Below are 25,629 nucleotides of genomic sequence, written 5' to 3'. Positions count from 1 at the left end.
TGAGGTCGCCGGCAGGCTGTTGGTCACCGCCCAGGGAGGGCGGGGTCGGGGACAATGGTGATGTCGAGCGAGGCCGGGCTCGGTCTCCGAGCCCCGCACTGGGGCGCGACTCAGAGCTGAACTTGGACGAGCGAACAGAGCCAGTGGACCCTGTGTGGACCACACCCCCACGATCACCTCCGATCCCAATGCGCTGTACCCGCTCCGTCCCAGGTAGGCCGGGGCGCAGGTGGGCTGCCCGAGCGGCCGAAGGGAACGGTCTTGAAAACCGTTGTTGTGGCGGTATCACCCCCTCGGAGCTGACGACAGCTCTGACGGCAACAACTCCTGCGAATCAGAGGGTGCAGCTCCCGTTCCGCACGCTGATATTCAGCTGCGTGACTCGGGGCAGGGGCGGGGGGGGATGGACGGGAATCTCGCCGCGGCGAGCACCTGGTAGCTGTGCTGCCCCTGGCGTCCGATGTCGGACGCCAGGGGCAGGCGGCTGGTGATCCGGAAGGCGTGCCTGCCCGCCGGCGTCGTCCGCAGCTCACCGGTGCCCGGACTGCAAGTCCATGAGCTTCCGGCGGGCACGGTCGGGGATGGCTGGAATGCCGTGGGTCGTGACGGTTTCGATCAACTGCCCCTGATCCACTGCTGGTTGGTGCCTTCGTTACAGGTGTACGTGATGAGTGCAGCGGAGTTGGCGGTGGACGCGCCGGACACGTCCAGGCACTCGCCGCTCGTGCGGGCCTTGATGTTCACGTACGAGCCGGAGGTGACGACCGACCACTGCTGGGCGGTGGCGCCGGTGCAGTTCTCCTGGTTGACGTCGGAGGCGTTCTCCTGCAGGCACAGGGAGCTGCCCCGGCCCAGCAGCTCGTAGTATCCGTTGCCCAGGTTCTTGAACCACCACTTCTGGTTGGCGCCGCCGTTGCAGGTGTACTGGCTGATCGCGGCGCCCTGCCACAGCGACTGGCTCGGCACGTCGGCGCACTTGGAACTGTGCCGGGCCACGAGCGTGTTGTACGTGGCACTCGTGCCGGTCACCGTGCCCGCGGCGGTGTCGACGGTGACCTCCGGGGACCAGGACAGGGACATCGAGGTGGAGGTCGGGAAGGAGAGCGGCAGCCAGACGTACCGGGAGTCGTTGACGGTGCCGCCGAAGGCGTTGCCCCAGCGGTCGCCCATGTAGAGGTACGAGGTGCCCGAACTGCCCTGCACGGGAAGGACGTACGCGGTCTGTGAGCCGTAGGCGGCAAAGTCGCCGACGTTCGTCCACGCGGTCCAGGGGCCGGCGAGGGAGGTGGCGGTGGCGTACTGCTGCTGGTTGGGATTCCAGCCGGTGGCGCCCGAGGTCAGCATGAAGTACACGCCGCCCCGCTTGAACAGTGCGGGTGCCTCGCGATGGCCGCCGGGCCAGGGGTTGGCGACCAGGCTGTCGATGCCGGTGTAGTCGGCGGTGAGCTTGTAGAGGTGCAGGTCGTGGTTCTCGTTGGCGGCCGAGACCATGTAGGCGGTGCCGTCGCTGTCCACGAAGGTGGTCAGGTCGCGGGACATGTACTGGCCGAGCGGGCGGAAGCTGCCCTGGTAGGTGTAGGTGCCGTCGACCGTCTTGGAGACGGCGACGGCGGCGCGGGCCTGGCTGTAGTCGACGCCGTTCTCCTTGTGCATCCACATGACGAAGGTGCCGGTGGCGGCGTTGTAGATGACCTTGGGACGCTCGATGTAGGCGGTGCCCAGCTCCGCGGCGGAGGACTGGGTCAGGACGTGGCCGCGGAACTCCCAGCTCTTCAGGTCGGTGGAGCGGTACGCGTCCACGGAGCGGAAGGTGTTGTCGGAGTTGCGGTCCTCACCGAACCAGTAGTAGTACGAGCCGACCTTGATGACCCCGCCGCCGTGGGCGTGCACGGGGTTGCCCGAAGTGTCGGTGAACTGCGTGCCGCTGGTGATCGTCTGCGGTGCCGCCTGGGCCGGGCCGGCGGTCACCAGGGCCGCGGCGAGCGCACAGCACAGGGCGAGCAGGATCGCGTACGCACGTCTCATCTCACGCACTCCCCTTGGCCGTGTCGGCGACGGGGATGCCGAAGTCCGGTGTGCCGTCGGGCTTCCAGCCGAGCTTCTGGATCCGGGTGTGGCGGTTGGGGTCGTGCAGCGGGTCGCCGGTGATCTCCTTGTACTGGCGGGCGTGGTAGACGAGGACGTCGCTGTGGCCGTCCTCGGCGACGGTGAAGCAGTTGTGGCCGGGCCCGTACTGCTTCGTCGTGTCGTTGCTGGTGAAGACCGGGGCCTGGGACTTGGACCAGCTTGCCGCGGCCATGAGGTCGCTGTCGGCGTCGGCGGTCAGCAGGCCGATGCAGTAGTGGTGGTCGGTGGCGCTGGCGGAGTAGGTGAGGAAGACGCGGCCGTGGCGCTGGAGGACGTACGGGCCCTCGTTGACCTTGTAGCCGACGCACTCCCAGTCCAACTCCGGTGTGGACAGCCTGACTTGTGGGCCGGTCAGGGTCCAGGGGTTGGCCATCCTCGATATCCACAGCGCGGTGTTGTTGTCCATGCCGGGTTCGTGCTGGGCCCAGACCAGGTAGCGGGTGCCGCGGTGCTTGAAGGTGGTGGCGTCCAGGGAGAAGGTCTCCCAGGCGGTCTTGATCTGCCCGCGCTCCACCCAAGTCCCCTGGAACGGATCGGCGTTGGCGTTCTCCAGCACCCAGATGCGGATCGCCCACACGTCCTCGGCGGGGGCGGAGGCGAAGTAGATGTACCACTTGCCACCGATCCGGTGCAGTTCCGGCGCCCAGATGTGGGCGCCCATCGGGCCGGTGGCATGCGCCCGCCAGATCACCGACTCGGCGGCCGTGGCGAGGCCGTTCAGGGTGCGTGAGCGGCGCAGGATGATGCGGTCGTACTCGGGGACGGTCGCCGTGAAGTAGTAGCGGCCGTCGGTGTGCCGGGTGATGTGGGGGTCCGCACGCTGGAGGACGAGGGGGTTCACGAAGGGGGCGGCCTCGCGGGAGGCGGACAGGGCCGCCAGGGCGGGGGTGGCGGACGCCGCCGCCAGGGCACCTGCGGCTGCGGCGCCCTTCACCAGCAGGCGGCGGGTGGGGAGGTGGGGAAGGTGGGGGTCGCGGCTCATGCGGACTGCCTCTCGGTGGGGAGAGCGAGGAGGGATTCGATATCTCGAACGCCATCTGTCATTCCGAACGCCGAAAAGGTAAGGGCGAGCAACCAGGAGGTCAACGGGTCCGACGAGACAAGGGGGTAAGCGATTTCTGGAGCGTGGGCGATTTTCTGTTATCGGTCGCAGGCCCGCCCGTCTCCCAATCGTGCGCACCCATACCCACAGGACAGCAGCGGCCGTCGGCACCCTCGCGGCGGTCGCCTTCACGATCAGCACTCTCTCCCCCGCTGCCGCGGCCGGTACCCGGGACGTCACCGCCGACGTCCTCGCGGGTCGGGACGTGACGCTCACCGGAGACACCGTGATCACCGTCCCGTCCGGGACGACCACGTACGACGGCGTCTTCCACGGCCAGGGCACGCTCACCGTGCGCGGCAACGGCACGCTGATCCTCACCAGGGACAGCGACTTCACGCTGCCGAGGTCCCGGCAGCGGCAGGTCGTGCGCACCCAGGGCGGCAACCACCCGTACACCACCGTGACCAGCCCCGACCCGCCCGCGATCACGGTGGAGCGAGGGGCCACGTTGCAGTACGGAACCGGCGGCGGCACCGGCCTGCTCGGCCACTTCCCCTACAACACCCCCGGCTACCAGCTGAACCAGCTCAACATCCGGGTCGACGGCACCCTGCGCCTGTCCCTGACCCGCACCTTCAACATCGGCACCATCAGCGGCTCGGGCCTGGTCTCCCAGCCGCGCAACACATGGGGCACCCTCGACCTCGCCGGCACCCACCCCTTCTCCGGAGTCATCGACAACGGCACCGGGATGGCCGTGGGCCGCCCCGAGTACCCGGTGGCGCTGCCCCACGCCCGGGCGATCCTCAACCAGGGCTCGTGGATCATCGACACCCCGCTGTACCGGACGATCACCCTGCGGCAGGACTTCTACCAGCGGGAGTACGGCAGCGACGTCAACGTGCATACGCGCCCGGGCAGCAAGGTGGTGCTCACCGGGCAGTACAGCTACAGCGACCGGGGCGGCGACACGAACCCCTCGCTCAGCGACCCTTCCCTGAACTGGCGGGCGATTCCCCACCAGTTGAACAAGCGCGGTACGAACATCGAGGGTGCCGATGTGCAGTGGGGCGACGGGACCACGCACCGGATCTTCATGCCGGGCACGCGGGACACCGTATACATCAACCTGCATACCGCCGGCGGTCGACGGTCCCGGCTCACCTTCGACTACAACGGCCCGGTGACGCTGGGCGCCCCGATCGGCGGCGGCAGGTACCACGACACGCTGGCCGCGCCCGGCGCCGGGGACGTGGTGATCGCGGGGACGCGCGGGAACGACGTGACCTTCGCGGCCGGGCAGTACTACGACGGCTCCACGACCGTCGGGAAGGGCGCGGTGCTGCGGCTGGGCTCGGGCACCAAGGGCGGCGACGGTTCCCTGCTGACGGGGACGGCCGGGCGGCGGATCGTGAACGACGGGACCCTGTTCGTGCGGAACGTCTCGACTCCCGTGCAGCTGGCCCACGTCGGCGGGAGTGGCGCGCTGGTCCAGTCGGGCGCCGCGACGACCACGCTCACGGGCGACGCGGTGACCTACACCGGGACGACGACCGTCTCCCAGGGCACGCTGGCCCTGCGGTCCGGGGCGACTCTGGTGCACAGCAAGGCGATCAGGCTGACCTCGGCGGACGCGCGCCTTGACGCGGGCGCCTCGGGGTTGCGGCTGACCACCGTGCTCACCGGCAAGGGCACGGTGAAGGGTGCGGTGACGAACGACGGCCTGGTGGCGGGCGGTCTGACGGTGGCCGGGGACTACACGCAGCACGCGAAGGGCGAACTGGTGCTGCGGGACCGGCCGTTGCGGGTGGCGGGCAGGCTGCGGCTGGCCGGGTCCTTCGACATGTCCGCCGCCGGGGCCGACCCGGAGCCCGAGATCACCGTCATCGAGCACGGCGGCCGCTCCCTGACCACGGGCACCTTCGACGGCCTGCGGGAGGGCGCCCGCCTGAAGCTCGCCGACACCCTCTACCGGATCAGCTACAAAGGCGGCGACGGCAACGACGTCGTACTGACCGCGACCGGCGACCGCCCCGCCCCCGGCGCCCGCACCAGGGCCGCCGGCCCGGGGGCCGTGGCCGGCCGGACCACGAGCACCGCGGCCGACGGCTTCGGCTGGTGGCCGTACGTCCTCGCGCTCGGGCTGCTGGGCGCGCTGGTGTTCCCGGCGACCCTGCGCACCCGGAGCAAGGGGCGGCGCAGGGGCGGGCGGCACGCGGCGCAGGAGTAGCCGGACGCCGAGCTCAGGCTGCGGCCTCCTCCGGCTTCTCCCCGCGGCCGCGCAGCCACACGTACACCGGGATGCCCGCGAACAGGAACAGCACGCCCTGGTAGACGGCCGCGTAACCGGCGCCCGCGATCAGCCAGAAGGAGAAGGCGAAGGAGAGCGCGGCGACGATCAGGTCGCGGACCAGGCCGGCCGGGCGGACCCGGTCGCGGGTGCCGCGGGCCAGCCAGTACAGCTGGGCGGCGGCCGAGAGCAGGTAGGGGACGCAGCCGGTGAAGGTGGTGATCAGGACCAGGATGCGGAACGTGGTGTCCGGTCCGGCCGTGTAGTTGAGGGCGATCAGGACCGTGCCGAGGACCGCGCAGGCCCAGACACCGAAACCGGGGACCCCGCCCTTGCCGACACGGGCGAACGGCGCGGGGAAGAGTCCGTCGCGGGCGGCCGCGTACGGCATCTGCGCGGCCATGAGGATCCAGCCGTTGAGGCAGCCGGTGATCGAGGCCACCGCGACCAGGGCGATGGCGGTGCCGCCCCAGTGACCTCCGGTGATCACGTCCACCGCGTCGGCGAACGGCGCTCCGGAGTCGGCCAGCTTGTCGTGCGGGACCAGGCCGAAGACCGCGACCGTGCCCAGGAGGTAGACAAGGGCGGAGCCGAGCGTGCCGAGGATGCTCGCGCGGCCGACCGTGCGCTCGGGGTCGTCCACCTCGCCCGCACTGACCGCGGCCGACTCGACGCCGAGGAAGCTGTACAGGAGCAGCGCGGCGGAGGCGGCGAGGGCGCCGGGGACGCTGCCGCCGGAGGCGTTGAACGGGCCGAAGTTGTCGGTGTCGACGAAGAAGAGGCCGATGGTGGCGACCAGCAGCAGGGGGACGAACTTCAGGATCGTGGAGACGATCTGGACCGCGCCGACCCACCGGGTGCCCGCGAAGTTCGCGGCGGCCGGGAGCCACAGCGCGGCGAGGGCCACGATGCCTTCGGCGAGGTGGTTGCCGTGCAGGGGTATCAGGACGTCCACGTAGCCGACCGCGGCGACCGCGAGGGCGGCGATGCTGTCCCAGCACATCGTCCAGTACGACCACGCCGACAGGAATCCCGCGAACGGGCCGAACGCGTCGCGCGGGTAGACGTACAGACCGCCGGTGACCGGGCTGCGCCGGGCCAGCTTCCCGAAGAGCAGGGCGAGCAGTACGGCGGCGACGGACAGCACGCCGAAGGCGAGCAGGCTGACCGTGCCGTAGGGGGCGACGGTGGCGGGCAGCGCGAAGATGCCGCCGCCGATGATGTTGCCCATGACCAGGGCGGTCGCGGCGGCCAGGCCGAAGGTACGGCGGGGAGCAGCGGGCCCGGTCTCGGGCGCGGCGGCCTCGGTGGGGCTGGGGGCAGTCATGGCGGTTCCGGGGTGCGTGGGGGCGCGCGGGGGCGCCGCGCGGCGGCGTACGGGGGTGGGGGGCGTGATCATATCCCGGCATTCCACATGCTGGTCCATTTGTTCATCAGGTGGACACAATCCGGGGCTCGCGGTCCCATCGACTAGCGTCGTGACATGAGCAGCAACACCTCCCCCCACCTCGCCGAAGCCCTGGCCGCCGGGACGGTCGTGCTCGACGGCGGCATGTCCAACCAGCTGGAGTCCGCGGGGCACGACCTGAGCGACGAGCTGTGGTCGGCGCGGCTGCTGGCCGAGCGGCCCGAGGCGGTCACCGAGGCGCATCTCGCCTACTTCAGGGCGGGCGCGGATGTGGCGATCACCGCGAGCTACCAGGCCACCTTCGAGGGCTTCGCCAAGCGCGGGATCGACCACGCCGAGGCGGCCCGGCTGCTGACGCTGAGCGTGGAGCTGGCCCGGGAGGCGGCACGGCAGGCCCGTGACGAGGGAGTCTCCCGCCCGCTGTGGGTGGCGGCCTCCGTCGGCCCGTACGGGGCGATGCTCGCGGACGGGTCCGAGTACCGGGGGCGGTACGGGCTGAGCGTCGAGGAGCTGGAGCGCTTCCACCGGCCGCGGCTCGAGGTGCTGGCCGCTGCCGCGCCGGATGTGCTGGCGCTGGAGACGATCCCGGACACCGACGAGGCGGCGGCGCTGCTGCGTGCGGTGCGGGGGCTCGGTGTGCCGGCCTGGCTTTCGTACACCGTCGACGGTCGACGCACCCGTGCCGGGCAGCCCCTGGAGGAGGCTTTCGCGCCGGCCGCCGAGGTGGACGAGGTGATCGCCGTCGGGGTCAACTGCTGCGCCCCGGAGGATGTGGAGTACGCCGCCGACATCGCGGCCCGGGTCACCGGCAAGCCGGTCGTCGTCTATCCCAACAGCGGGGAAGCCTGGGATGCCGAGGCACGTGCCTGGAAGGGGCGGACCACGTTCGGCGCCGGGCAGGTCAAGGCGTGGCGGGATGCGGGGGCTCGGCTGATCGGGGGGTGCTGCCGGGTGGGGCCGGAGGCGATTGCCGCCATAGCGCGGGGGGTGTGAGTCCGCCTGCTCGCCGTAGGAGGTTCTGACGTCCGGCGATTGCGGACCGTTCAGCGCCGCCGGGCCCCCACCGAGCGGCGCAAGCGGCGTACCGCTGAGGCGAGTTCGGCTCCGGGGGCCCGGATGTCGGAGGCGGGGGACGGTTCCGGGACGGTGGGGGCGGCCGACCACAGGTCGATTTCCGTATCCCGTGGACCGTATGCGATATGCGGGACATCGTCGTCGAAGATCCGTACCGGATGGGTGGCGTCCCAGGCCTGCCAGCCGGGATCCCCGGTCGCCGCGAACCGTACCCAGGCCGAGTGCATCGCGTCGCACAGTTCCTGCGGGGCCCCTTCGCCGGCCAGCTTGGCCGACTCCGGCACATCGGCCGTGTCGAAGACGAATCCGAGTTCCAGGGCGTGGCAGGCGCCGAGGCCGGGGAGGCGGGACGGCCAGGCGAACTCGTAGAGGTACGAGCTGCCGGGGCGGGCGTCGGCCAGCCGGTGCAGCGGGATGCGCAGCAGGTGGTCGGTGACCATCTGGCCTACGAGCTCGGCAGTGCCGGCGTCCGGGTGCAGGGCGCGGTAGCCACGCGGCACCTCGTGGCCGACGTGGCAGCGGGCCATGGCGCCGGCCAGGGCGACCGGGCCGAGCCGGTTGACGTGTTCCACGAGTCCGCCGGGCACCAGCCACAGCCGGTACTCGTCCCGGGTCCAGCCCATGAGCAGGTCGACGCCCCGGGCGGCCTCGCCGTCGATCAGGGCCTGGAGCGGGTCGCGGGGGACGAGGTCGCCGTCCACGACGATGCCGAAGGCAGGGCCGCCCAGTACGGGACTGCTCAGCCGTCCCACCTCGGCCTGGGTGCGCAGCAGCAGGTCGCGGTCGACGGCGGCGAAGGCCGCGGCGGTGGCGGGGATCTTCAGCCGGGTGGCCATGCGGCGGACCATGCGCCGTACCCTGTCCCGTTCCGAGGCCTCCGGCGGTCCGCTCTGCAGAACCGCCCGCCGTATCAGGCCCTGGGTCTGGGGCGCGGCGATCAGGGCGCCGGTGCTGATCGCGCCGGCCGACTGTCCGCACAGGGTCACGTTGCCGGGGTCGCCGCCGAAGGCCGTGATCGTCTCGTGGACCCAGCGCAGGGCGGCGAGCTGGTCGCGTAGGCCGGGGTTGGGGGGCGCGTCCGGGAACAGTCCGTAGCCTTCGACTCCCAGCCGGTAGTTGACCGAGACGCAGACGACGCCGTCGCGGGCGAAGGTGCGGCCGTCGTAGACGGGGACGCCCGAGGATCCCCTGGTCAGGGCGCCGCCGTGCAGCCAGACGAGGACCGGGAGCCGGGCTGCGGGACCCGGCTCGGGGGTCCACACGTTGAGGTTCAGGCAGTCGTCGCCGGCGACGGCCGGATCGGCCAGGTACTGGGCGAACGCCTCCGAGTACGGCGGTTTCGGCGCCGTGGGCCCGAAGGCTCCGGCGTCGCGCACCCCGTCCCAGGGCTCGGGCGGCTCGGGCGGCCTGAACCGCCGGGGGCCGACGGGCGGGGCGGCGTACGGGATGCCCCGGAACACCGCGACGCCCTGCTCGTACCGGCCGCGTACGGTCCCGTGGGGCGTCGTGACCACGGGGGCTGTCCGGTCTGCCGTCATCGCCCACCAGCCCTTCGCCGTGCTCCTGCACCGCTCACTTCAGAGCACCACATCGCGCGGAGGTATTCCGGTGCACGGACCCGGTGTACGGCCGAATGGTGTACGCCGGGCTATTTGGCGTACATGAGCGTGCCGAAGCCGAGCTGGTCGTAGCCGCCGGAGGTGGAGCCGTAGTCGCCGCCCCCGCCCTCGGGAGCCACCGAGTGGCACATCTGAGCGATGTACTGGTCGTCCAGGTACAGGCGCCGGTTGTAGTGGTAGTGGAGCATCGCCCACACCGGACGGACCTGGCCGCGGGAGGACGGGGAGACGGCGGTCTGGGACTGCTGGGCGCAGTTCTGGCTGCTGCCCCAGGTGTAGGTGGTGTACGGCACGTCCTGGCCGAGGTTGTACTTGGCGACGTACTGGGCGGCTTTCATGAAGCGGCGGTTGTCGTACGAGTAGAGGTCGTCGCCCTGGTTCCAGGCCATCTCGCACAGGGCGCCCAGCTGCCCCATGCCCATGATGCTGTGGGCCTGGTCGCGGCCGGACTCCTGCCACTGGCCGAGGGCGTAGCCGTCGGAGTCGGTGGAGAGGTACGGCACCGCGTGCGCGATGGAGCCGTTGCCGGCACCGGACTTGACGTAGGTGACGGCCTGGTCGTACTTGGCGGCGTCGTCGGTGAGGATGCCGATGGCCATGATGGAGGCCATGTTGCACAGGTCCCAGTTGGCCCAGTAGTTGGTGATGCAAGCGTCGTTGTGGCCGGTCAGGAACTGGTTGTTGAGCGGGTAGAAGACCTTGACCATCAGCTGCCGGAAGGCGGCGAGGTCGAACCCGGTGTGGCTGCGCAGGAGTTCGGCGGCGTTGGCGAGCTGCCAGCCGTAGATGCCTGCGGCCAGGAAGCGGTCGGCGTTGCCGGTGACGGTGGTGAGCGTGCTCGCCCAGGCGTTGAGGATGCGCACGGCGCAGTCACCGTGCGCGGCCGTGCCGGCCACGTTCCAGCGCAGGGCGTTCTGGTAGGCGGCGGCTATGTCGTTGTAGAGGATGCCGTAGTTCTCGCCCGTGCCGCCGCGGATGATGGTGGCCTGGGGGTTGGGGGTCCAGGTGGACTGGGCGTGGGAGTTGGCGGTCAGTCTGTTCCAGCCGGACAGCCAGGGGTCGGTGCCGGCGGCGACCCTGACCTTGGCCCGGTTGATGTCTCCGGCGTTGTGCAGCATGCCCGGGTGGGTGAAGCTCGCCGGTGCCGCGTCGGCCGTGGGGGCGACGGACGCGGAGCCGACGGCGATGGCGGCGGCGGTGAGTCCGCCGGCGGTCTTCAGCAGACCGCGGCGGCTCAGCTCGCCGGTGTGGGGGTGGTGGTGCTCGCGGCGGCTCATCGCGATCGTTCTCCTTCGTGGGGGAAGGTCAGGTGGGCGTGATGCTCACCTCTTCGAATTGCGCGGTGACGAGGGCCTGCGGAGTGCGGGAGCAGACCACGAGGCCCACGTGGTAGGGGGCGTCACCGAAGGACGGGATCGCGCTGGTGGCGAGCGGGGTCCAGGTGGCGCCGTCGTCGGTGGAGACGGCCGCGGAGAAGGCGGTTCCTGCCCGCGTCATCCGCAGCAGCAAGGGGAGTCGGACGGTCGTGGTGCCGGTGAAGGCGGAGACTCCGGCGACCGTGGGACGCAGCATGAGCTGCGCGGTCGTACCGCCGGTGACGATCACTGCGGCGGCCTGGTCGAACGGAGACAGTGACTTGGCCATCAGCAGTCCGACCCGGTCGGCGGTGGCTCCGGTACGGGAGACGAGCCGGGCGGTGACCACACAGTCGCCGGTGACCGGCTGCCGTACGAACTGCCCGGTCATTCCTTGGGAGTTGACGTTCAGGTCGGTCCCTGCCCCGCGCACGGTGAAGGTGCCGTCGGTGGAGGTGGCCTCGCCCGGGGTCAGGACGGCCACCACGCCGAGGGTGCCGAAGGCGCGCCGGTCGCGGACGAGGTCGCCGAGGTCGCCGTGGGTCCAGGGCGCGGGCAGGGGTGTGCCGGTGACGGCCGGCTCCGTCTTCGGCTCCGGCGGGGTGGTGGCGGTGGGCATCACGGCGCCGATCGGCGGCGAACTTCGGCCCTTGCCCGCACAGTTGGTCTTGCTGACGGTGTAGTGGTACGTCGTCCCGGGCGTGCCGGTGCCGTCCGCGTACCGGATGCGGGTGCCGAACCCGACGGCGCCGATGCCGGTGGCGAGGGTCTCGTAGGGCCCGTCGGCGTGCGGGGACCGCTGGACCGTGTAGCGGGCCGAGGGGTCGGGGTCGGTCCAGGCCAGCCGGACGCCGTCGGTACCGGTGGCGGCGCGCAGGTCGGTGGCGGTGCGGGTGGGCCGGGGGACGCGCCAGACCACGCCGTCCGCGGACCGCACGCTCACGTTGTCGAAGGCGCCGGTGCCGGTCTCGGCGTAGTCCTCGTCGACGCCGAGGCAGGAGCTGAGGGCGAGACCGGCATATGCGTTGTGCGGCAGATCGCATACCGTCGACCCCACGTCGGTCCACTGGACACCGTCGGCCGAGATCGCCCCGGTGCAGCGGTCGCCCTCGCGGGTCACCCGCACCCAGTACGGCGCCCGCATACGGTATCCGTCCCCCGCGCCTTCGACGTACGGGGCCTCCAGCGGGGTCGCCGACTGCGGCAGCGCGCCCAGGTCGGAGAGGGGGAAGGCGGCGCCGGTGGTGATGGTCTGCTGCTGGGTCGGCGGCACCGGGGTGCTGCCGGTGGCGGAGACGGGCGCCCCGGCCCGTGGCCGTACCGTCCACACCCCGCTCCAGGTGTGCAGGGGCAGCCCCTGGATCAGCATCGAGGCGTGCGTCGCGGCCGGGTCGAGCGAGGCTCTGACCGTGACGCCGATCCTGGAGTACTGGGAGCTGAGCGGCCAGACGATCCGGGCGGTGACCGTGCCGTCGCCGTGCAGCGGGAGGTGGACCAGGCGGTGGGTGTCGGCGGTGCCGCTCGCCTCCAGGACGAACCGCTCGCCGTCGAAGTGCGCGGAGCCGGGGGTCTGCACGGTGCCGACGTCCTGCGTGGACCAGGGCGCGGGCAGCCCGGCAGTTACGGGCACGGCCGCCGACGTGCTGCTTTCGCCGAGGGAGTTGGCGGCGGTCAGGGTGTAGTAGTACGTCCGGCCGGGGCGTACGTCGCGGTCGGTGTGCGTCGGCTGTGCGACCGCCGAGGCCAGCGGCTCGTACGGTCCCCGGGGCCGCTCGGCACGTCGTACCGTGTAGCCGGTCGCCCAGGCGGCGGGCAGCCAGGACACGGTGATGGCCCGGGCGTCCCCGACGGCCGTGACGCCGGCCGGAGCGGTGGGCACGCACGGCTCGGGCGCGCTCGCCCCGGCGTAGGCGAAGGTCCCCCAGCTCGGCAGGTCGTCGTTGCTGCCCTCGACGGCCCGGGCACCGCCGGTGCCGCGGAAGACGGCAGCCTTCGTGTACGGGGTGTCGAGGCCGCGGACGCCCACGTAGTGCGCGTAGTACATCTCGTAGGCCGGGGGCAGGGTGCCGCGTCCCGTGGGCGAGACCGCCTTCTTGACGTACTTTCCGGTGCGGTCCAGGTCGGGGGTGAACGGGACGTCGCCGCCGAGGTTGTAGCGCGCGGCGTACTCGGCGCCCGCGAGTATCCGGTTGCCGTCGAAGCCCCACAGGTCGACGCCCTGGTTCCAGGCGACCTGGGCGGCATCGCCCAGCAGGCCGACGGCGAGCTGTTCGTGCCCTTGGTCGCGGCCGCTCTCCTGGCCCTGGCCGGCGTCGGTGACGATGCGGTGCGGGACGCTGCCGTTGCCCGCGCCGGCGGCGGCGTAGCGCAGGGCGTCCTCGAAGAGGGTGGGCTCCTCGCAGAACACGCCGAAGGCGAGGATGGCCTGAAGGGCCGTCAGGTCCCAGTTGCCGTTGGCGTAGAGCATGTAGCCGGAGACGGCCGGGTACCAGACGTCCAGGAAGGACCGCTCGCAGCGCGCGACGGCAGCCGGTGCCCAGCCGTCGTAGCCGGTGTGCCGCAGCAGTTCGGCGGCGTTGGCGAACTTGAAGGCCTGTAGTCCCGCGCCGAGTGGTCCGTCGGCGCCGGTGATGATCTCCAGGGAGGCCGACCAGGCGTCAAGGATGTTGCGGGCCTTGTCGGCGTGCGCGCGGTCGCCGGTGACGGCCCAGACGAGGGCGTTCTGGTAGGCGGCGGCCGAGTCGGCGACGGCCTGGTTCATGTAGGCGGCGGGGCCGCGGCCCCAGGAGGAGATCTGGCCGGTGTTCTGGATGGTGTATGCGCTCTGCGAGCGTGGGTGGGCGGTGAGGGCGAGGTAGCCGTCGTAGACGGGCGACTGTCGATGGTCGACCGCCGATCGCATACGGGCCAGGTCGTCTGCCGTATGCAGGATCCCGGGGTGGATGAACTGCCGGGGCCGGCTCTCCCCGTCCAAGTCCCCCGCCGCCCGGGCCCCGGCCACGGACAGCGTGCCCGCGCCCACCCCGAGCAGCACCGCCCCCCACGACTTCAGCAGCCCCCGTCGGCTGAGGGGGCTCACTGGACCCCCGCCTCGGCCTCCGCCGTGGTGAGGAAGCGGAGGTTCAGCACGTGCTCGTTGGCGAACCACTGGATCGCATCCGTGGTCTGGTACCACTTCGGCTTCTTCATCGAGTCCGCGATGACCGTGCCGTTGATCACGAGGTTCTCGAAGGTGACGTTCTTGATCGCGTGGTCGGCGTCGTAGCCGAGGAAGAGGGACGGGTTGGCGCGGGTGCCCGTGTAGGTGAGGTTCTTGACGTAGACGTCCTCGATGCCGCGGCCGACCGAGGTGTTGTACTTCGCGTTGCACATGACCCGCAGGTGGATCACCTGGCCCCAGCGGAAGTCCTCGATGCGGACGTCCTCGATGCGGACGTTCCTGATCAGGTTGGAGTCGCCGGGGTTCAGGGCGATGCAGCCCTGGTAGCCCAGCTGGGGTTCGCGGTGGTCGAGGATGTCGATGTTCCTGATGACGAGGTTCTCGATGGTTTCGGGGGCGTCGGTGTTGCCGTGGGTGCCGATGTTGACGGGGTGGGCGACGTCGGCCCACAGGGTGCAGTTCTGGAGGGTGATGTCGCGGGTGTCGCCGTAGTAGTTCCAGCGGTGGGCGTAGACGGCGAAGCAGTCGTCGGAGGTGCGCATGAAGCAGCCGTCGAAGAGGACGCCGGTCGAGGAGAAGACGTCGAAGCCGTCGCCGTTGCCCTTGGAGCTGAACGCACGGGCCTTCCTGACATGGATGTTGTGGCTCTCGCCGAAGGTGGCGGCGTAGCCGGCCGGGTTGAGGATGATGACGTCCTCGATGCGGATGTTGCTGCTGCTCTCGCACAGGATGGCCCCGCCGGGGTTGGCATACAGGATCCCGCGGCCCTTCAGGCAGGCGTTCTCCACGTTCTTGAAGTAGACCTGTGCGGTCAGTACGGCTCCCCCGGCGAGGTAGACGGTCTTGCCGCTGGGGACGGTGAGGACGCCGCCGGTGACGGTGTGCACGCCGGGGCCGAAGTAGAGGACGTCCGGGTCGTCGGCGGAGGGCGCCTGCTGCTCGACACGGTTGGTGATGACGTGCAGACAGTCGAAGATCTCGTCGTTGATCTGCACGACGACATCCCGCGGTTCGTCGAGGGTGAACCGCAGGGTGTCGCCGAGGAGTTCGGGCGTGATCATGAGCGCATCGGGTCTCACCCGGGCTTTGGTGGTGCCGCCCTTGAGGTAGATGACCTCGATCTCGGCCGTGCCGTGGAAGTCGAAGTAGACCATCGAGGTGGGGTGGACCTTGCCGGAGCCGCTGGTGGGGTTGATCTCCTCCAGCTGGGGCCGCCAGATGTCGAGGGTCTGCCAGTCGCCGTCGGGCGCGGTGCGCACCCGCACCCGGAAGCCGGCGTTGGTGGGCATGGCGGCCGGGCGGGGATAAGTGACCAGTCTGGGCGGGGAGTTGCCATCGTCGGCCCGGGCGGCAGTTCCTGCCAGGCCGGACAGGCCGGCGGCGAGCACGGTGGCGCCCGTCGCCTGGAGGGCGGCACGGCGGGACAGGGGCAGGTTCATGAGGAACTCCTGTGGCGAGCGGCTCAACCAGGAAGCAACCGGTTGCTATGAACGGTGAGGGGAGCTTCTTCCCGTACCGAGGGCTCGTCAAGGGGAGGGATGCACTTTCGAAAACCGATCGGACGGCAACCGGTTACCATGTGTACCGGTTGCCGTGAATGAACCGTTCGACGGGCCGCACGGAGCAAGATTCCCGCGCATACCCCTTGCTAGGGCTCGCCGCGCCGTCCTACTGTCCCGTGGAAACCGGTTTCTAAATCGTTCTGGAGCGCCAACTTCCGAAGGAACACGGTCAGATGAACTCCACCAGCCCCCGCAGAAGGTTTCTCCTCGCCGCCGTGGCGAGCCTCGCGCTGACAAGTGGACTGCTCACGTCCTGCGGCGGCTCCGGTTCATCCGGCGACTCCGCATCGGCAGACGGCCCGGTCACCCTGCCCTTCTGGGGCTGGGCGAACGGCCAGGACGCCGTGGTCAAGGCGTTCAACGCCGCTCACAAGGACGTCAAGCTCAGGTACACGAAGGTCACCGACCAGCTGACCATGCAGAAGCAGCTGACCAACGCGGTGAAGGCGGACAACGCGCCTTGCCTGGTGCAGAACACCGCCGAGTACGTGACCAGTTGGGTCTCCCAGGGGGCCCTCGCCGACGTCACCCCGTACGTGCGCTCGGCCGCAGGGACGTTCAACTCCGGTTCCTGGGCGGCCGCGCAGGTGCAGGGCCGGATCTACGGCGTTCCCACCAGCTCGGCGCCGAACTTCACCATCTACCGCACCGACCTCTTCACCCGGTACGGCCTCGAACCGCCCGCCACGTGGGACGAGTTCATCGCGGCCGGCAAGGTGCTGAAGAAGCACGGCATAAAGATCACCAACTACGCCGGTGAGGACCCGAGCACGCTGGAGGTGCTCGCCATGCAGGCCGGCGCCCACTGGTACCGCATCGACGGCAACTCCTGGAAGGTGAACTTCCAGGACCCGGGCACCCTCAAGGCCGCGCAAGTGATCCAGGAGATCATCGACAACGACCTCGACTCCAAGCTGTCGTTCGCCGATTACGCGGCCGTGCAGCGCAACTACGACAACGGCGGCACCGCCACCCGGCAGATCTCCACCTGGCAGATGGCCGGCATGGTGCAGAACTTCACCAAGTCCTTCGGCAAGTGGGCGCTCGCCCCCTGGCCCGCCTTCACCGGCGAGGCCGCGAAGACCCCGGCCGGCACCAATCTGACCGGCAGCGTCACCCTCGTCACCAGGCAGTGCACGCACCAGAAGCAGGCCGCCGAGGCGGCGTTGTGGATATCGACCAATGCCGACGCGGTGAAGACGATGGCGAGCCCGGCCACCGGCAACGGTGTGCTGCCCGCACTGAAGGACAGCGGCGCCTACGTCGACGAGGCCATCTCGTCGAAGCTGCTCGGCCGGAACTACGAACCGGCCAGGAAGACCGTCACCGACAGCCTGAACACGGTGACCACGGACTGGACGTTCGGCCCGGACTGGACCGCGATGTTCACCGAGTTGCAGAGCGGCTGGGCGAAGGTCGTCAGCAAGGAGCAGAAGGTCACCGATCTGCTCGCGCACATGCAGCAGTGGACGGTCGGGGACCTGAAGTCCCGCGGCATCAGCGTCAAGGACTGAGGCGAGGGTCGATGGTCCGCTCCCAGCGCTGGAAGGGCGCCGCCTTCACCGTGCCCTTCCAGCTCGGCTTCGTCTTCCTGTATCTCATCCCGGTCGGGTACGCGGTCCACCAGTCGCTCTACCGCGAGCACCAGTCGGGGCTGGGCCTCGGCGGTGCCACCGAGGAGTTCTCGGGGCTCGCCAACTACCGTCAGGGACTGACCGATGCGGCGTTCCTGCACGCGGTGCTGCGGGTGCTGCTCTTCGCCGCTGTGCAGATCCCGGTGATGCTGCTGGTGAGCCTCGTCCTGGCGCTGTTCCTGGACGGGGTGTCCGCGCGGGTGGCGGGCCGGTTCCGGATCCTGCTGCTGGTGCCGTACATGATCCCCGGGGTGGTCGCGGCCATCGTGTGGATCAACCTGTACAGCCCGGACGTCGGCCCGCTGACCCCGCTGGGCAAGGTGTTCGGGCTGTCCTGGAACTTCTTCGCGCCGTCGATGGCGTGGCCGACCATCGGCAACCTGCTGACCTGGCACGGCATCGGCTACAACATGGTGATCATCTACTCGGCACTGCAAGGGGTGCCGCGTGAACTGTTCGAGGCGGCCCGGCTGGACGGCGCCTCCGAGCGGCGGATCGCGCTGAGCATCAAAGTGCCGTACGTGCGGGGCGCGTTGGTGCTGACCGGCATGCTGTCGGTCATCCAGATGCTGCAGATCTTCAACGAGCCGGCCCTGTTCCGGAACGTCACTCCGCAGACGGTCGGCGACAGCTTCACCCCGATCATGGTGATCTACAACCAGGCGTTCAACGCGGGCAACTACCACTATGCGGCGGCCCTTTCGGTGCTGCTCGCGCTGATCCTCGGCGTCGCCTCCTTCCTCTTCTACCGGCTCACCGCGCGGGAGGCCGACTGATGACGCTCACCGAAGAACGCCGGCCGGCCCGCCCGGTGCGCCGGCTCACCGAGCCGGATCCCGCGTCACGCTCGCGCGGGGGCCAGCGTTTCCTGCTGCTCGGGCTGGTCCTCGCGAGCGCGTACAGCCTGTTCCCGGTGTGGTGGCTGCTCGTCGCCGCCACCAAGGACCGTACGGGCCTGTACCAGAGCAACGGCCTATGGTTCTCGGGGCTGCACCTGTGGGACAACCTGCACCAGTTGTTCACCTATGAGCACGGCATCTTCCTGCGCTGGACGGCCAACTCGTTCCTGTACGCCGGTCTCGGCTCGCTCGGCGGCACGCTGATCGCCCTCGCCACCGGCTACGGCCTGGCCCGCTTCGACTTTCCGGGCCGGGGTGCGGTGTTCGCGTGTGTGGTGGGCTCCTTCCTGGTGCCGATCGCGCTGCTGACACTGCCCCTGTATCTGCTGTTCTCGAAGATCGGCCTGGTGGACACCCCGTGGGCGATGCTGATCCCCTGTCTGATCAATCCGTTCAGCGTGTATCTCGCCAAGGTGTACACAGAAGCCGGTATTCCGTACGAGATCCTGGAGGCGGCCCGCATCGACGGCGCGGGCGAGCTGCGGATCTTTCTCACCATCGTGCTGCGGATGATGACGACCGGCGGCGCCACGGTCTTCCTGCTGGCCTTCGTCAACACCTGGAACGCCTTCTTCCTGCCACTGACGGTGCTGCGCGGCGAGGAGAACTGGACGCTCAACCTGGGCCTGTACAACTGGACCGGCAAACGCCTGGAGTCCGGAGTCGACCTCACGAGCCTGGTGCTCACGGGCGCGCTGCTGTCGATCGTGCCGATGGCGGTGATGATGGTCGCGATGCGCCGGTACTGGCGGACGGGGGTGACGCTGGGCGCCCTGAAGTGACCACCGGCGGCCTCCCGCCGTTCGGAGTTTCGAAAGCCCCGCCCGCGCCCATCCCGTGAATTCCCCTGTCTTCCCGCCGTGTTGACGCGCATCTATCGTAGGAAGCGCTTTCTGCATGGTCGGTGACCAGACCGCGGAAGCAGCGTTGGTCGCAACTTTCGATGGCCCAAGGGCGGGCCGGAGGGGCGGGTTCCCTATGGTCCGTACGGGGAGTACGAGCGTGGCGGCCGGGCCGACGCTGGCGGTGGTGGCCCGCGAGGCGGGGGTGTCGGTGCCGACCGCGTCGAAGGTGGTCAACGGCCGCGAGGACGTGGCCCCCGAGACCCGCCGCCGGGTCACCGAGGCGCTGGACCGGCTCGGCTATGTACGCAGACCCCGCTTCGACGTGGCGAAGACGCCGGGCCTGGTCGACCTGGTGGTGCACTCGCTCGACAGCTCCCGGTCGGGCGCGGTGCTGCACGGGGTGGAGGAGGCGGCGTACGAGGCGGGTCTGGAGGTGGTGGTCTCGGCAGGCCTGAACCGCACCCGGGGCGATGGCCCGCAGCGCGGCTGGCTGGACAAGCTGACCGCCCGCGGCTCCTCGGGCGTGCTGTTCCACCTCGCGGAGCTGTCCCCGGCCCAGTACGCCTGGCTGGACCACCACCGCATCCCCTACGTGCTGATCGACCCGGTGCACGAGCCGCCGGCGGGGGTGGTGTCGGTGGGGGCGGCCAACTGGCAGGGCGGCGTGACCGCGACCGAGCACCTCCTGGCTCTCGGGCACGAACGGATCGCGGTGCTCGCCGGGCATCGGCGCAGGATGTGCAGCAGCGCCCGGGTGGCGGGCTACCGCTCGGCGCTGGCCTCGGCCGGGGTGCGGCACCGCGCCGAGTATGTGCGGCACGCGGGGTTCGAGGAGGCCACCGCCCGGCTGCGCACGCACGAGCTGCTGGACCTGCCCGAGCCGCCGACGGCGCTGTTCGTGTGCGCCGACCGGATGGCACTCGGGGTCTACGCGGCGCTGGCCGAGCGGGGGCTCAGGGTGCCGGACGACGTCAGTGTGGTCGGCTTCGACGACCTGCCCGAGGCCCGCTGGGTCGCCCCCGCGCTGACCACGGTCCGGCAGCCGCTCGCCGAGATGGCGGCGACCGCGCTGCGGCTGCTGGTGCGGATGATGCAGGGCGAGCGCCCGGAGGGAACGCGTACGGAACTGTCGACCCGGCTGGTGCGGCGGGCGAGCACGGCCGCGCCGCGGTGAGCGTCCCGGTCGGGGTCATGCGATCGGGCTTCACTGTTCGCCGTACTTCAAGTCGAGCTACAGCAGCGGCGACGGCGGTGCCTGCCTCGAAGTCGCCACCGAACCCACCGCCCTCCGCATCCGCGACCCAAGACCCCCGCCGCCCGCACCTCACCGTCGCCCCGTCCGCCTGGGCCGCGTTCCTGAACGTTCCCGGCGGCAGTTCCGCACAGGCGTTCCACACAGAGGTGTCGTTCCCGTAACCTCCCCCGGAATGAAGCCCATTCCTCCGCTGCTGGACCACCTCGTCCTCGCCACGCCCGATCTCGCCGCGACCGTCGCCGACTTCGCCCGGCGGACCGGGGTGACGCCCGCGCCCGGTGGGGTGCACGTCGGGCTGGGGACGCGGAACCACCTGGTCGCGTTGGGCGGCCGGAGCTACCTGGAGATCATCGGGCCGGATCCGGAGCAGCCGGAGCCGGTGGATCTGCGGCCGTTCGGGGTCGACCGGCTGACCGGCCCGCGCACGGTGACCTGGGCGATCAGCCCGCCCGGCCTGGATGCGGCGATCACGGCCGCCCGAGCGCAGGGGTACGACCCCGGGCCGGTCCATCCGATGAGCCGCCGCACCCCCGACGGCACCCTGCTCCAGTGGCGGCTGACCGACAGCGGCACCGCGCACCCCTCCGGGCTGGTCCCGTTCCTCATCGACTGGGGCGACTCGCTGCATCCGGCGGCCTCGGGTCTGCCCGTCACCCCGCTGCTTGAGGTGTCGGCCACGGTGCCGGACCCGGACGAGGTCCGGCCCCTGCTGGCTGCGCTGGGCACCGAACTCGCGCTCGGCGAGGGGCCGTTCATGATCTCGTTCACCGTCCAGACGCCGGAGGGGCCGGTGACCTTCGGACGGTCCGCCTGACCAGGCCGAATACGCCGTACAGCCGTGTCCTCCGTGTCGTCGGTCCGGGGTGATTGATTGCCCTGGCGACGACTGCCAGCATGAGCCCGTGGTGGTGGTCCCCGGCTGGGTATGGCGAGGCGGTCCGGTTCGCAGGGCAGTGAGCATCGGCCTTCTGGCCGGTGTCCTCTTCGGCGCGTTCGTACTGGCCGAGTCGGGATCATGGGTGGGCGCAGTCGCGGCGCTTCTCGTCCTCGGACCCTTCTACGGCATCAGGGCAGCCCGACGGATGGGCAGAGCCTGGCCCGGAGCCAGGGACCTGGCCCCCGCGGATCGGACGGCAGTGGTTCGCGCCACCCGACGTGGTGAGGACATCGGTGATGCCCGGCTGGCGCCTGCCGTCATCGACTACTGCGACGGCCTGCGGAAAGCACGGGAGCAAGATCGCCTCTTCCCCTTGGTGGTCCTGCTCCTCACCGGACTGGCTGTGGCCCTCGCTGTGATCGACACCCTCTCCGGATCGACGCGGCAGGCATGGGTGTCGTGGCTGTTCGTCCTGTTCTTCCTCGTCGAACTGACGTGGTGGCCCAGGAAACAGGCGCAGCTCATGTCCCATGCGGAACGGGCGGAGCGGTCGGCCCGTCGTGCACTGCAGCAGCGGAATTCGCCTGACGAGTGAGGCCGCTGTCCGTCACCCGGCTGTATGCGGGTCGTCGTGCTGGACGTCGCGGGGCAGTCCGCCGGTCATCGGCAGCCGCGACCGGTCCTCGGGGAAGGGCAGGCCCGGGCCGGTCAGGGCCGCCGTACGAGTCGGCCGCCCGGGCGGGAGCAGCGCGTCGAGCTCGCGGCCGAACATGTCCGTGAGGAGTCCTCCGGGCAGGGCCACGGGAGCGCCGGCCGAAGCCACCAGCAGGTGGGCCAGGGCCACACCCGCGGCGGCCTCCCACTGCGGGCTCCGGTACCCGGGCTGCTCGACGGGCGGTGTGCTGTGCCGCTGCGCCACCAGGGTCGCCCAGCCGGTGATCCGGGGAGCCGGGCCGGGAACACGGCGTACGGCGGTGGGTTCGAGCCACACCGCCTGCCAGATCGAGCAGTCGTCCATCCGGGTCGCCACCGGCCGGCCGCACTCCTCAAAGCGAGGTTCGGGCCGTCCCTGCCGTCCAGGCCCAGGCAGTAGCCGTCACAGCGGTCCGGAATCAGCGCGGTGCCACGGATGTCCCCCGGCGCGACGACGACCGCACCCGCCGGCCCCGAGGGCAGGGAGTACACCGGAGCGAACACCCGTCGGCCGCCGCCCCCTCTTCGCCGACCTCGTCCCAGCGGCGCCAGGGCCCTCCTCGGGGCTCAGGGTCGACGGCGTACGTTCCCGACTCCATCAGCGCGGGGAGCATCTCGTGCCCGTAGAGCTGACGGGCACGTCCGATTCCTTCAAGACCGGGCGCTCTCCGCCTGCCTACGGTGAACCCATGACTCCACGATTCGCCGTGATCGGCGTGGTGGCCTCCGACCTGGCCGCCTCGCTCGCGTTCTACCGTCGCCTCGGGCTGGCCTTCCCCGAAGGGGCCGAGGAACAGCCGCATGTCGAGGCCGAGTTGCCCGGTGGGCTGGTGCTCGCGCTGGACACCGAGGAGACGGTCCGGTCGTTCTACCCCGGGTGGCGGCCGTCAGCCGGCGCGGGCCGGGTCGGGCTCGCCTTCCGGTGCGGCTCGCCGGCCGAGGTCGACGCCGTGTACGAGGATCTCGTGGGCGCCGGGTACCACGGGGAGCTGAAGCCGTGGGACGCCTTCTGGGGCCAGCGGTACGCCACCGTGCACGATCCCGACGGCAACGGCGTCGACCTGTTCGCACCTCTGGCCGCTCAGTAGCTCTCCGAGTGTCGCCCCGGCCAACTCCCGTACGTCTCGGGCGAAGTGGGGCTGGTCGGCGTATCCGGAGCGGGCTGCCGTCTCGGCGAACGGGACTCCGGAGCGGGCCAGGGTCAGGGCGCGTTGCAGGCGCAGGATGCGGGCCAGGGTCTTGGGGCCGTAGCCGAACGCGGTCAGACAGCGGCGGTGCAACTGGCGGGTGCCGATGCCGAGTTCAGCGGCCGTCGCGGCCACCGGGCTGCCCGCGTCCAGGCACTCCACCAGGCGGTGCAGGAGCGGGTCGGGGGCCGCCGCCGACCGTGCAGCCAGGTCCAGGGCTATGCCCTCCAGGGCCGCCCCCGGGGCGGGGGCCGCCTCGACACGGTCGCGCAGCCGTCGTACCCGGGCGGCGGGCCACAGGTCGGTCAACTCGACACGGGCGTCGCGCAGTTCGTGTGCCGGTACGCCGAGCAGGGTGGGCGCGGTGCCGGGGAAGAAGCGGATGCCCGCCCAGGCGCGGGGCGGGCCCCCAGGAACGTACGCGCGGGTGTCGGGTCCGGCGACCAGCAGCCGGCCCTCGCTGTACAGCAGGTCCATGCAGCCGTCGGGCAGCACGGGCCGGACGGCGGGGTCCTCCGGGGTGCGGTGCCACACGACCGCGCCGGTCAGCCGGGACGGCCGCTCCTCGTACACGTACGCCAGGTTACGCCGCCCGGGTGCGGTGCTCCTGCGGGCTGACGCCGTACATCCGCTTGAACGCGCTGGAGAGGGCGAAGGCGCTGCCGTAGCCGACCCGGCGGGCGATGGCGGCCAGGGTGTCTTCGGTGTCGCGGAGCCGGTCGGCGGCCAGGGCGAGGCGCCGGGCGGTGAGGTAGGCCATCGGGGGCTCGCCCACCAGATCGGTGAAGCGGCGGGCCAGGGCCGCACGGGACACCCCGGCCTTGGCGGCGAGCGCGGACACCGTCCACGGGTGCGCCGGGTCGTCCTGGATCAGGCGCAGGGCGCGGCCGACGACCGGGTCGCCGAGCGCTCGGTACCAGGCGGGTGCGGCCGCCTCGGGGCGGGAGAACCACGCCCGCAGCGCGCTGATCACCAGCAGGTCCAGGAGGCGGTCCAGGACCACCTCCTGGCCGGGTTCGTCACGGACGATCTCCTCCATGAGGAACGGGGTGAGCGGGCACTGCCACACGTCGGCCGGGAGGGTCAGCAGCGGGGGCAGGGCGTCCAGCAGGCGGCCGGTGATCTCGCCCTGCATCAGGTAGGTGCCGATCAGCATCACCGTCGGGGCGTCCGGGCGGTCGCCCCAGGTGCGTACGCCGAGGTCCATGGAACCGTTCAGGGAGCTGCCGTCGGGGTAGCGGCACTCGCCGCCGGGCAGGATCAGCGCCTGCGGGGCAGTGTCGGGCGTGTCGGCGCAGGTGTACGGGTCGGGGCCGCGGGCGATGGCCAGGTCACCGGGGAGCAGCCGTACCGGCTCGCCGCCGCCGTCGGAGGTGATCCAGGCGTCACCGCGGGCCATCAGCATCACCGTCAGCGGGGCCCGGTCCTCCACGCGCACCGCCCACGGCGGCTCGAAGCACGCCCGGATCATGAAGGCGCCACGCGCGCGTGGGCCGTCGAGCAGGCCTGCAAGGGGGTCCCCCCGCGTGAGCATGTTCGAGCCTTGGGGAGCGTCCATGGGGTCAGCGTAGACGCGCGCGTATGCGCGTGAGCCGATCGGCGATGGTCCCTTGCCCGGGGCCGCAGTTGACTGGCGGACATGACGCAGAACACGGGCACTGAGCAAGGGTTGACGGTGGTGGTGACCGGCGCGTCCGGTCGTACGGGAAGCCGCGTGGCCGAGGCCGCGCGGGCGGCCGGGATGACGGTCCGGGCGGCCTCGCGGACGCGGGGCTTCGACTGGCGGGACCGGTCGACGTGGGCGCAGGTGCTGCGCGGCGCCGACGCGGCCTATCTGGTGTACCCCTCGGACGTCGGGGCGCCGGACGCGGCAGACGCGGTCGGGTGTCTGGCCCGCGAGGCGGTCGGTCTGGGGGTGCGGCGGCTGGTGCTGCTGTCGGCGCGGGGCGAGGAGCAGGCGCGGCCCACCGAGGAGGCGCTGCGCACATCGGGGGCGCAGTGGACGGTCGTGCGGGCCGCGTGGTTCGCACAGAACTTCAGCGAGGGTCCGCTGGTGGCGGAGCTGCGGGAGCACGGGGAGCTGGTGTTTCCGGGCGGGGCGGTACGGGAGCCGTTCATCGACGTGCGGGACATCGCGGACGTGGTGGTGGCGGCGATCGGCGCGGGCGACCGGTATGCCGGGCAGGTGCTGGAGGTCTCCGGGGCGCGGCTGCTGACCTTCGGCGAGGCGGTCGCGGAGATCGCGGCGGCGACGGGGCGGGAGCTGTCGTACCGGGCGGTGCCGGCCCGGGAGTACGGCGAACGGCTGGCCGGCTTCGGGGTGCCCCCCGAGGAGCTGGACTTCGTGGTGGACCTCTTCGAGTCCCTGCTCGACGGCCGCAACGCCCACCTGTCGGACGGCGTACGGGAGGTGCTGGGCCGCGAGCCGCGGGACTTCGGTCAGTTCGTACGGGAGGCAGCGACGGCGGGCGTGTGGAAGCCGTGAGTCGTGTGGAAGCCGTGGCGCAGGTGCCGGCCGTCGGGCACCGCCGGTCTCCGTCACCGGGCTTCGCGCCGTTGCGGCGGTAAGTAGTGGGGCGGCGCCGTCACCAGGCGCGAG

At 71.1% G+C, this 25,629-nt stretch carries 19 protein-coding genes and 2 pseudogenes; 11 read left to right on the top strand and 10 right to left on the bottom strand.

All coding sequences use genetic code 11. The features are described 5' to 3' along the window. Positions 1-615: 615 nt before the first annotated feature. Positions 616-2,025, bottom strand: a complete 1,410-nt coding sequence (locus AQI88_RS14195) for an RICIN domain-containing protein (RefSeq protein WP_066997660.1) — start codon at positions 2,023-2,025, stop codon at positions 616-618. A gap of 1 nt (position 2,026) precedes the next feature. Further along, complete coding sequence (locus AQI88_RS14190) at positions 2,027-3,109, bottom strand: glycoside hydrolase family 43 protein (RefSeq protein WP_066997657.1); 1,083 nt, start codon at positions 3,107-3,109, stop codon at positions 2,027-2,029. Between the two features lie 190 nt (positions 3,110-3,299). Between AQI88_RS14190 and AQI88_RS14185 the strand changes: the two genes are divergently transcribed. Then, entirely contained in the window at positions 3,300-5,402 is a 2,103-nt protein-coding gene (locus tag AQI88_RS14185) for an autotransporter-associated beta strand repeat-containing protein (protein ID WP_066997654.1), read from the top strand. Between the two features lie 13 nt (positions 5,403-5,415). Here the strand turns inward: AQI88_RS14185 and AQI88_RS14180 are convergent, their stop codons facing one another. Then, positions 5,416-6,789, bottom strand: a complete 1,374-nt coding sequence (locus tag AQI88_RS14180) for an amino acid permease (protein ID WP_066997652.1) — start codon at positions 6,787-6,789, stop codon at positions 5,416-5,418. A gap of 156 nt (positions 6,790-6,945) precedes the next feature. Between AQI88_RS14180 and mmuM the strand changes: the two genes are divergently transcribed. Continuing rightward, complete coding sequence (gene mmuM, locus AQI88_RS14175; protein ID WP_066997649.1) at positions 6,946-7,863, top strand: homocysteine S-methyltransferase; 918 nt, start codon at positions 6,946-6,948, stop codon at positions 7,861-7,863. A gap of 50 nt (positions 7,864-7,913) precedes the next feature. On the opposite strand, the gene AQI88_RS14170 is transcribed toward mmuM, so the two are convergent. From AQI88_RS14170 to AQI88_RS14155, 4 genes are all read right to left on the bottom strand, one after another. Beyond that, positions 7,914-9,482 (bottom strand): carboxylesterase/lipase family protein, encoded by a 1,569-nt coding sequence (locus AQI88_RS14170; RefSeq protein WP_208615781.1) that lies wholly within the window; start codon positions 9,480-9,482, stop codon positions 7,914-7,916. Positions 9,483-9,592: 110 nt separating this feature from the next. Further along, positions 9,593-10,840, bottom strand: a complete 1,248-nt coding sequence (locus tag AQI88_RS14165) for an alginate lyase family protein (RefSeq protein ID WP_066997646.1) — start codon at positions 10,838-10,840, stop codon at positions 9,593-9,595. Positions 10,841-10,868: 28 nt separating this feature from the next. Then, entirely contained in the window at positions 10,869-13,997 is a 3,129-nt protein-coding gene (locus tag AQI88_RS14160; RefSeq protein ID WP_066997642.1) for an alginate lyase family protein, read from the bottom strand. Beyond that, complete coding sequence (locus AQI88_RS14155) at positions 13,994-15,517, bottom strand: glycosyl hydrolase family 28 protein (RefSeq protein ID WP_066997639.1); 1,524 nt, start codon at positions 15,515-15,517, stop codon at positions 13,994-13,996. Before AQI88_RS14155 ends, AQI88_RS14160 begins: the two co-directional genes overlap by 4 nt. 296 nt (positions 15,518-15,813) lie before the next feature. On the opposite strand from AQI88_RS14155, the gene AQI88_RS14150 reads away from it, so the two are divergent. The 7 genes and pseudogenes from AQI88_RS14150 to AQI88_RS14125 all read left to right on the top strand — a co-directional run bounded on the left by AQI88_RS14150 (position 15,814) and on the right by AQI88_RS14125 (position 21,745). Further along, a complete protein-coding gene (locus AQI88_RS14150) occupies positions 15,814-17,154 on the top strand; it encodes an ABC transporter substrate-binding protein (RefSeq protein WP_066997636.1) in 1,341 nt (446 codons plus the stop codon). 11 nt (positions 17,155-17,165) lie between these two features. Further along, positions 17,166-18,050 carry a carbohydrate ABC transporter permease gene (locus AQI88_RS14145; protein WP_066997634.1) on the top strand — a complete coding sequence of 295 codons (885 nt, stop codon included), beginning with the start codon at positions 17,166-17,168 and terminating at the stop codon, positions 18,048-18,050. Further along, complete coding sequence (locus AQI88_RS14140; RefSeq protein ID WP_066997631.1) at positions 18,050-18,955, top strand: carbohydrate ABC transporter permease; 906 nt, start codon at positions 18,050-18,052, stop codon at positions 18,953-18,955. The genes AQI88_RS14145 and AQI88_RS14140 overlap by 1 nt, the downstream gene beginning before the upstream one ends. Before the next feature lie 196 nt (positions 18,956-19,151). Then, entirely contained in the window at positions 19,152-20,192 is a 1,041-nt protein-coding gene (locus AQI88_RS14135) for a LacI family DNA-binding transcriptional regulator (RefSeq protein ID WP_066997628.1), read from the top strand. 22 nt (positions 20,193-20,214) lie between these two features. After that, positions 20,215-20,283, top strand: a pseudogene (locus tag AQI88_RS48790) (hypothetical protein); the annotation flags it as partial. Between the two features lie 162 nt (positions 20,284-20,445). Next, on the top strand, positions 20,446-21,087 hold the full coding sequence (locus AQI88_RS14130; RefSeq protein WP_066997625.1) for a VOC family protein: 642 nt from the start codon (positions 20,446-20,448) through the stop codon (positions 21,085-21,087). Positions 21,088-21,226: 139 nt separating this feature from the next. Continuing rightward, the gene (locus tag AQI88_RS14125) at positions 21,227-21,745 is read left to right on the top strand and encodes a hypothetical protein (protein WP_079057563.1); all 519 of its coding nucleotides are present in this window, start codon (positions 21,227-21,229) and stop codon (positions 21,743-21,745) included. A 12-nt stretch (positions 21,746-21,757) separates the two neighbouring features. Here AQI88_RS14125 and AQI88_RS14120 read toward each other — a convergent pair whose 3' ends face one another. Continuing rightward, positions 21,758-22,180 (bottom strand): hypothetical protein, encoded by a 423-nt coding sequence (locus AQI88_RS14120; RefSeq protein ID WP_066997619.1) that lies wholly within the window; start codon positions 22,178-22,180, stop codon positions 21,758-21,760. A gap of 352 nt (positions 22,181-22,532) precedes the next feature. Between AQI88_RS14120 and AQI88_RS43010 the strand changes: the two genes are divergently transcribed. Further along, complete coding sequence (locus AQI88_RS43010) at positions 22,533-22,931, top strand: VOC family protein (protein ID WP_079057562.1); 399 nt, start codon at positions 22,533-22,535, stop codon at positions 22,929-22,931. On the opposite strand, the pseudogene AQI88_RS14115 reads toward AQI88_RS43010, so the two are convergent. After that, a pseudogene (locus tag AQI88_RS14115) lies at positions 22,923-23,603 on the bottom strand (helix-turn-helix transcriptional regulator); the annotation flags it as partial. The gene AQI88_RS43010 and the pseudogene AQI88_RS14115 sit on opposite strands and share 9 nt — an antisense overlap. Positions 23,604-23,613: 10 nt before the next feature. Next, entirely contained in the window at positions 23,614-24,564 is a 951-nt protein-coding gene (locus AQI88_RS14110; RefSeq protein WP_066997616.1) for an AraC family transcriptional regulator, read from the bottom strand. 105 nt (positions 24,565-24,669) lie between these two features. On the opposite strand from AQI88_RS14110, the gene AQI88_RS14105 reads away from it, so the two are divergent. After that, the gene (locus AQI88_RS14105; protein WP_066997613.1) at positions 24,670-25,515 is read left to right on the top strand and encodes an NmrA family NAD(P)-binding protein; all 846 of its coding nucleotides are present in this window, start codon (positions 24,670-24,672) and stop codon (positions 25,513-25,515) included. Positions 25,516-25,629 lie beyond the last annotated feature (114 nt).

Source organism: Streptomyces cellostaticus, from assembly GCF_001513965.1.
Classification (GTDB): Bacteria; Actinomycetota; Actinomycetes; order Streptomycetales; family Streptomycetaceae; genus Streptomyces; species Streptomyces cellostaticus.
Note: the sequence above shows the minus strand (reverse complement) of the source record. Positions and strands in the feature narration are given on the sequence as shown.

What these genes read in the sequence shown, in the direction of transcription:
- AQI88_RS14180 (WP_066997652.1), bottom strand. Translation starts at nt 6,789, where the DNA reads ATGACTGCCCCCAGCCCCACCGAGGCCGCCGCGCCCGAGACCGGGCCC.
- AQI88_RS14105 (WP_066997613.1), top strand. Translation starts at nt 24,670, where the DNA reads ATGACGCAGAACACGGGCACTGAGCAAGGGTTGACGGTGGTGGTGACC.
- AQI88_RS43010 (WP_079057562.1), top strand. Translation starts at nt 22,533, where the DNA reads ATGACTCCACGATTCGCCGTGATCGGCGTGGTGGCCTCCGACCTGGCC.
- AQI88_RS14190 (WP_066997657.1), bottom strand. Translation starts at nt 3,109, where the DNA reads ATGAGCCGCGACCCCCACCTTCCCCACCTCCCCACCCGCCGCCTGCTG.
- mmuM (WP_066997649.1), top strand. Translation starts at nt 6,946, where the DNA reads ATGAGCAGCAACACCTCCCCCCACCTCGCCGAAGCCCTGGCCGCCGGG.
- AQI88_RS14145 (WP_066997634.1), top strand. Translation starts at nt 17,166, where the DNA reads ATGGTCCGCTCCCAGCGCTGGAAGGGCGCCGCCTTCACCGTGCCCTTC.
- AQI88_RS14150 (WP_066997636.1), top strand. Translation starts at nt 15,814, where the DNA reads ATGAACTCCACCAGCCCCCGCAGAAGGTTTCTCCTCGCCGCCGTGGCG.
- AQI88_RS14195 (WP_066997660.1), bottom strand. Translation starts at nt 2,025, where the DNA reads ATGAGACGTGCGTACGCGATCCTGCTCGCCCTGTGCTGTGCGCTCGCC.
- AQI88_RS14110 (WP_066997616.1), bottom strand. Translation starts at nt 24,564, where the DNA reads ATGCTCACGCGGGGGGACCCCCTTGCAGGCCTGCTCGACGGCCCACGC.
- AQI88_RS14130 (WP_066997625.1), top strand. Translation starts at nt 20,446, where the DNA reads ATGAAGCCCATTCCTCCGCTGCTGGACCACCTCGTCCTCGCCACGCCC.
- AQI88_RS14165 (WP_066997646.1), bottom strand. Translation starts at nt 10,840, where the DNA reads ATGAGCCGCCGCGAGCACCACCACCCCCACACCGGCGAGCTGAGCCGC.
- AQI88_RS14155 (WP_066997639.1), bottom strand. Translation starts at nt 15,517, where the DNA reads ATGAACCTGCCCCTGTCCCGCCGTGCCGCCCTCCAGGCGACGGGCGCC.
- AQI88_RS14135 (WP_066997628.1), top strand. Translation starts at nt 19,152, where the DNA reads ATGGTCCGTACGGGGAGTACGAGCGTGGCGGCCGGGCCGACGCTGGCG.
- AQI88_RS14140 (WP_066997631.1), top strand. Translation starts at nt 18,050, where the DNA reads ATGACGCTCACCGAAGAACGCCGGCCGGCCCGCCCGGTGCGCCGGCTC.
- AQI88_RS14170 (WP_208615781.1), bottom strand. Translation starts at nt 9,482, where the DNA reads ATGACGGCAGACCGGACAGCCCCCGTGGTCACGACGCCCCACGGGACC.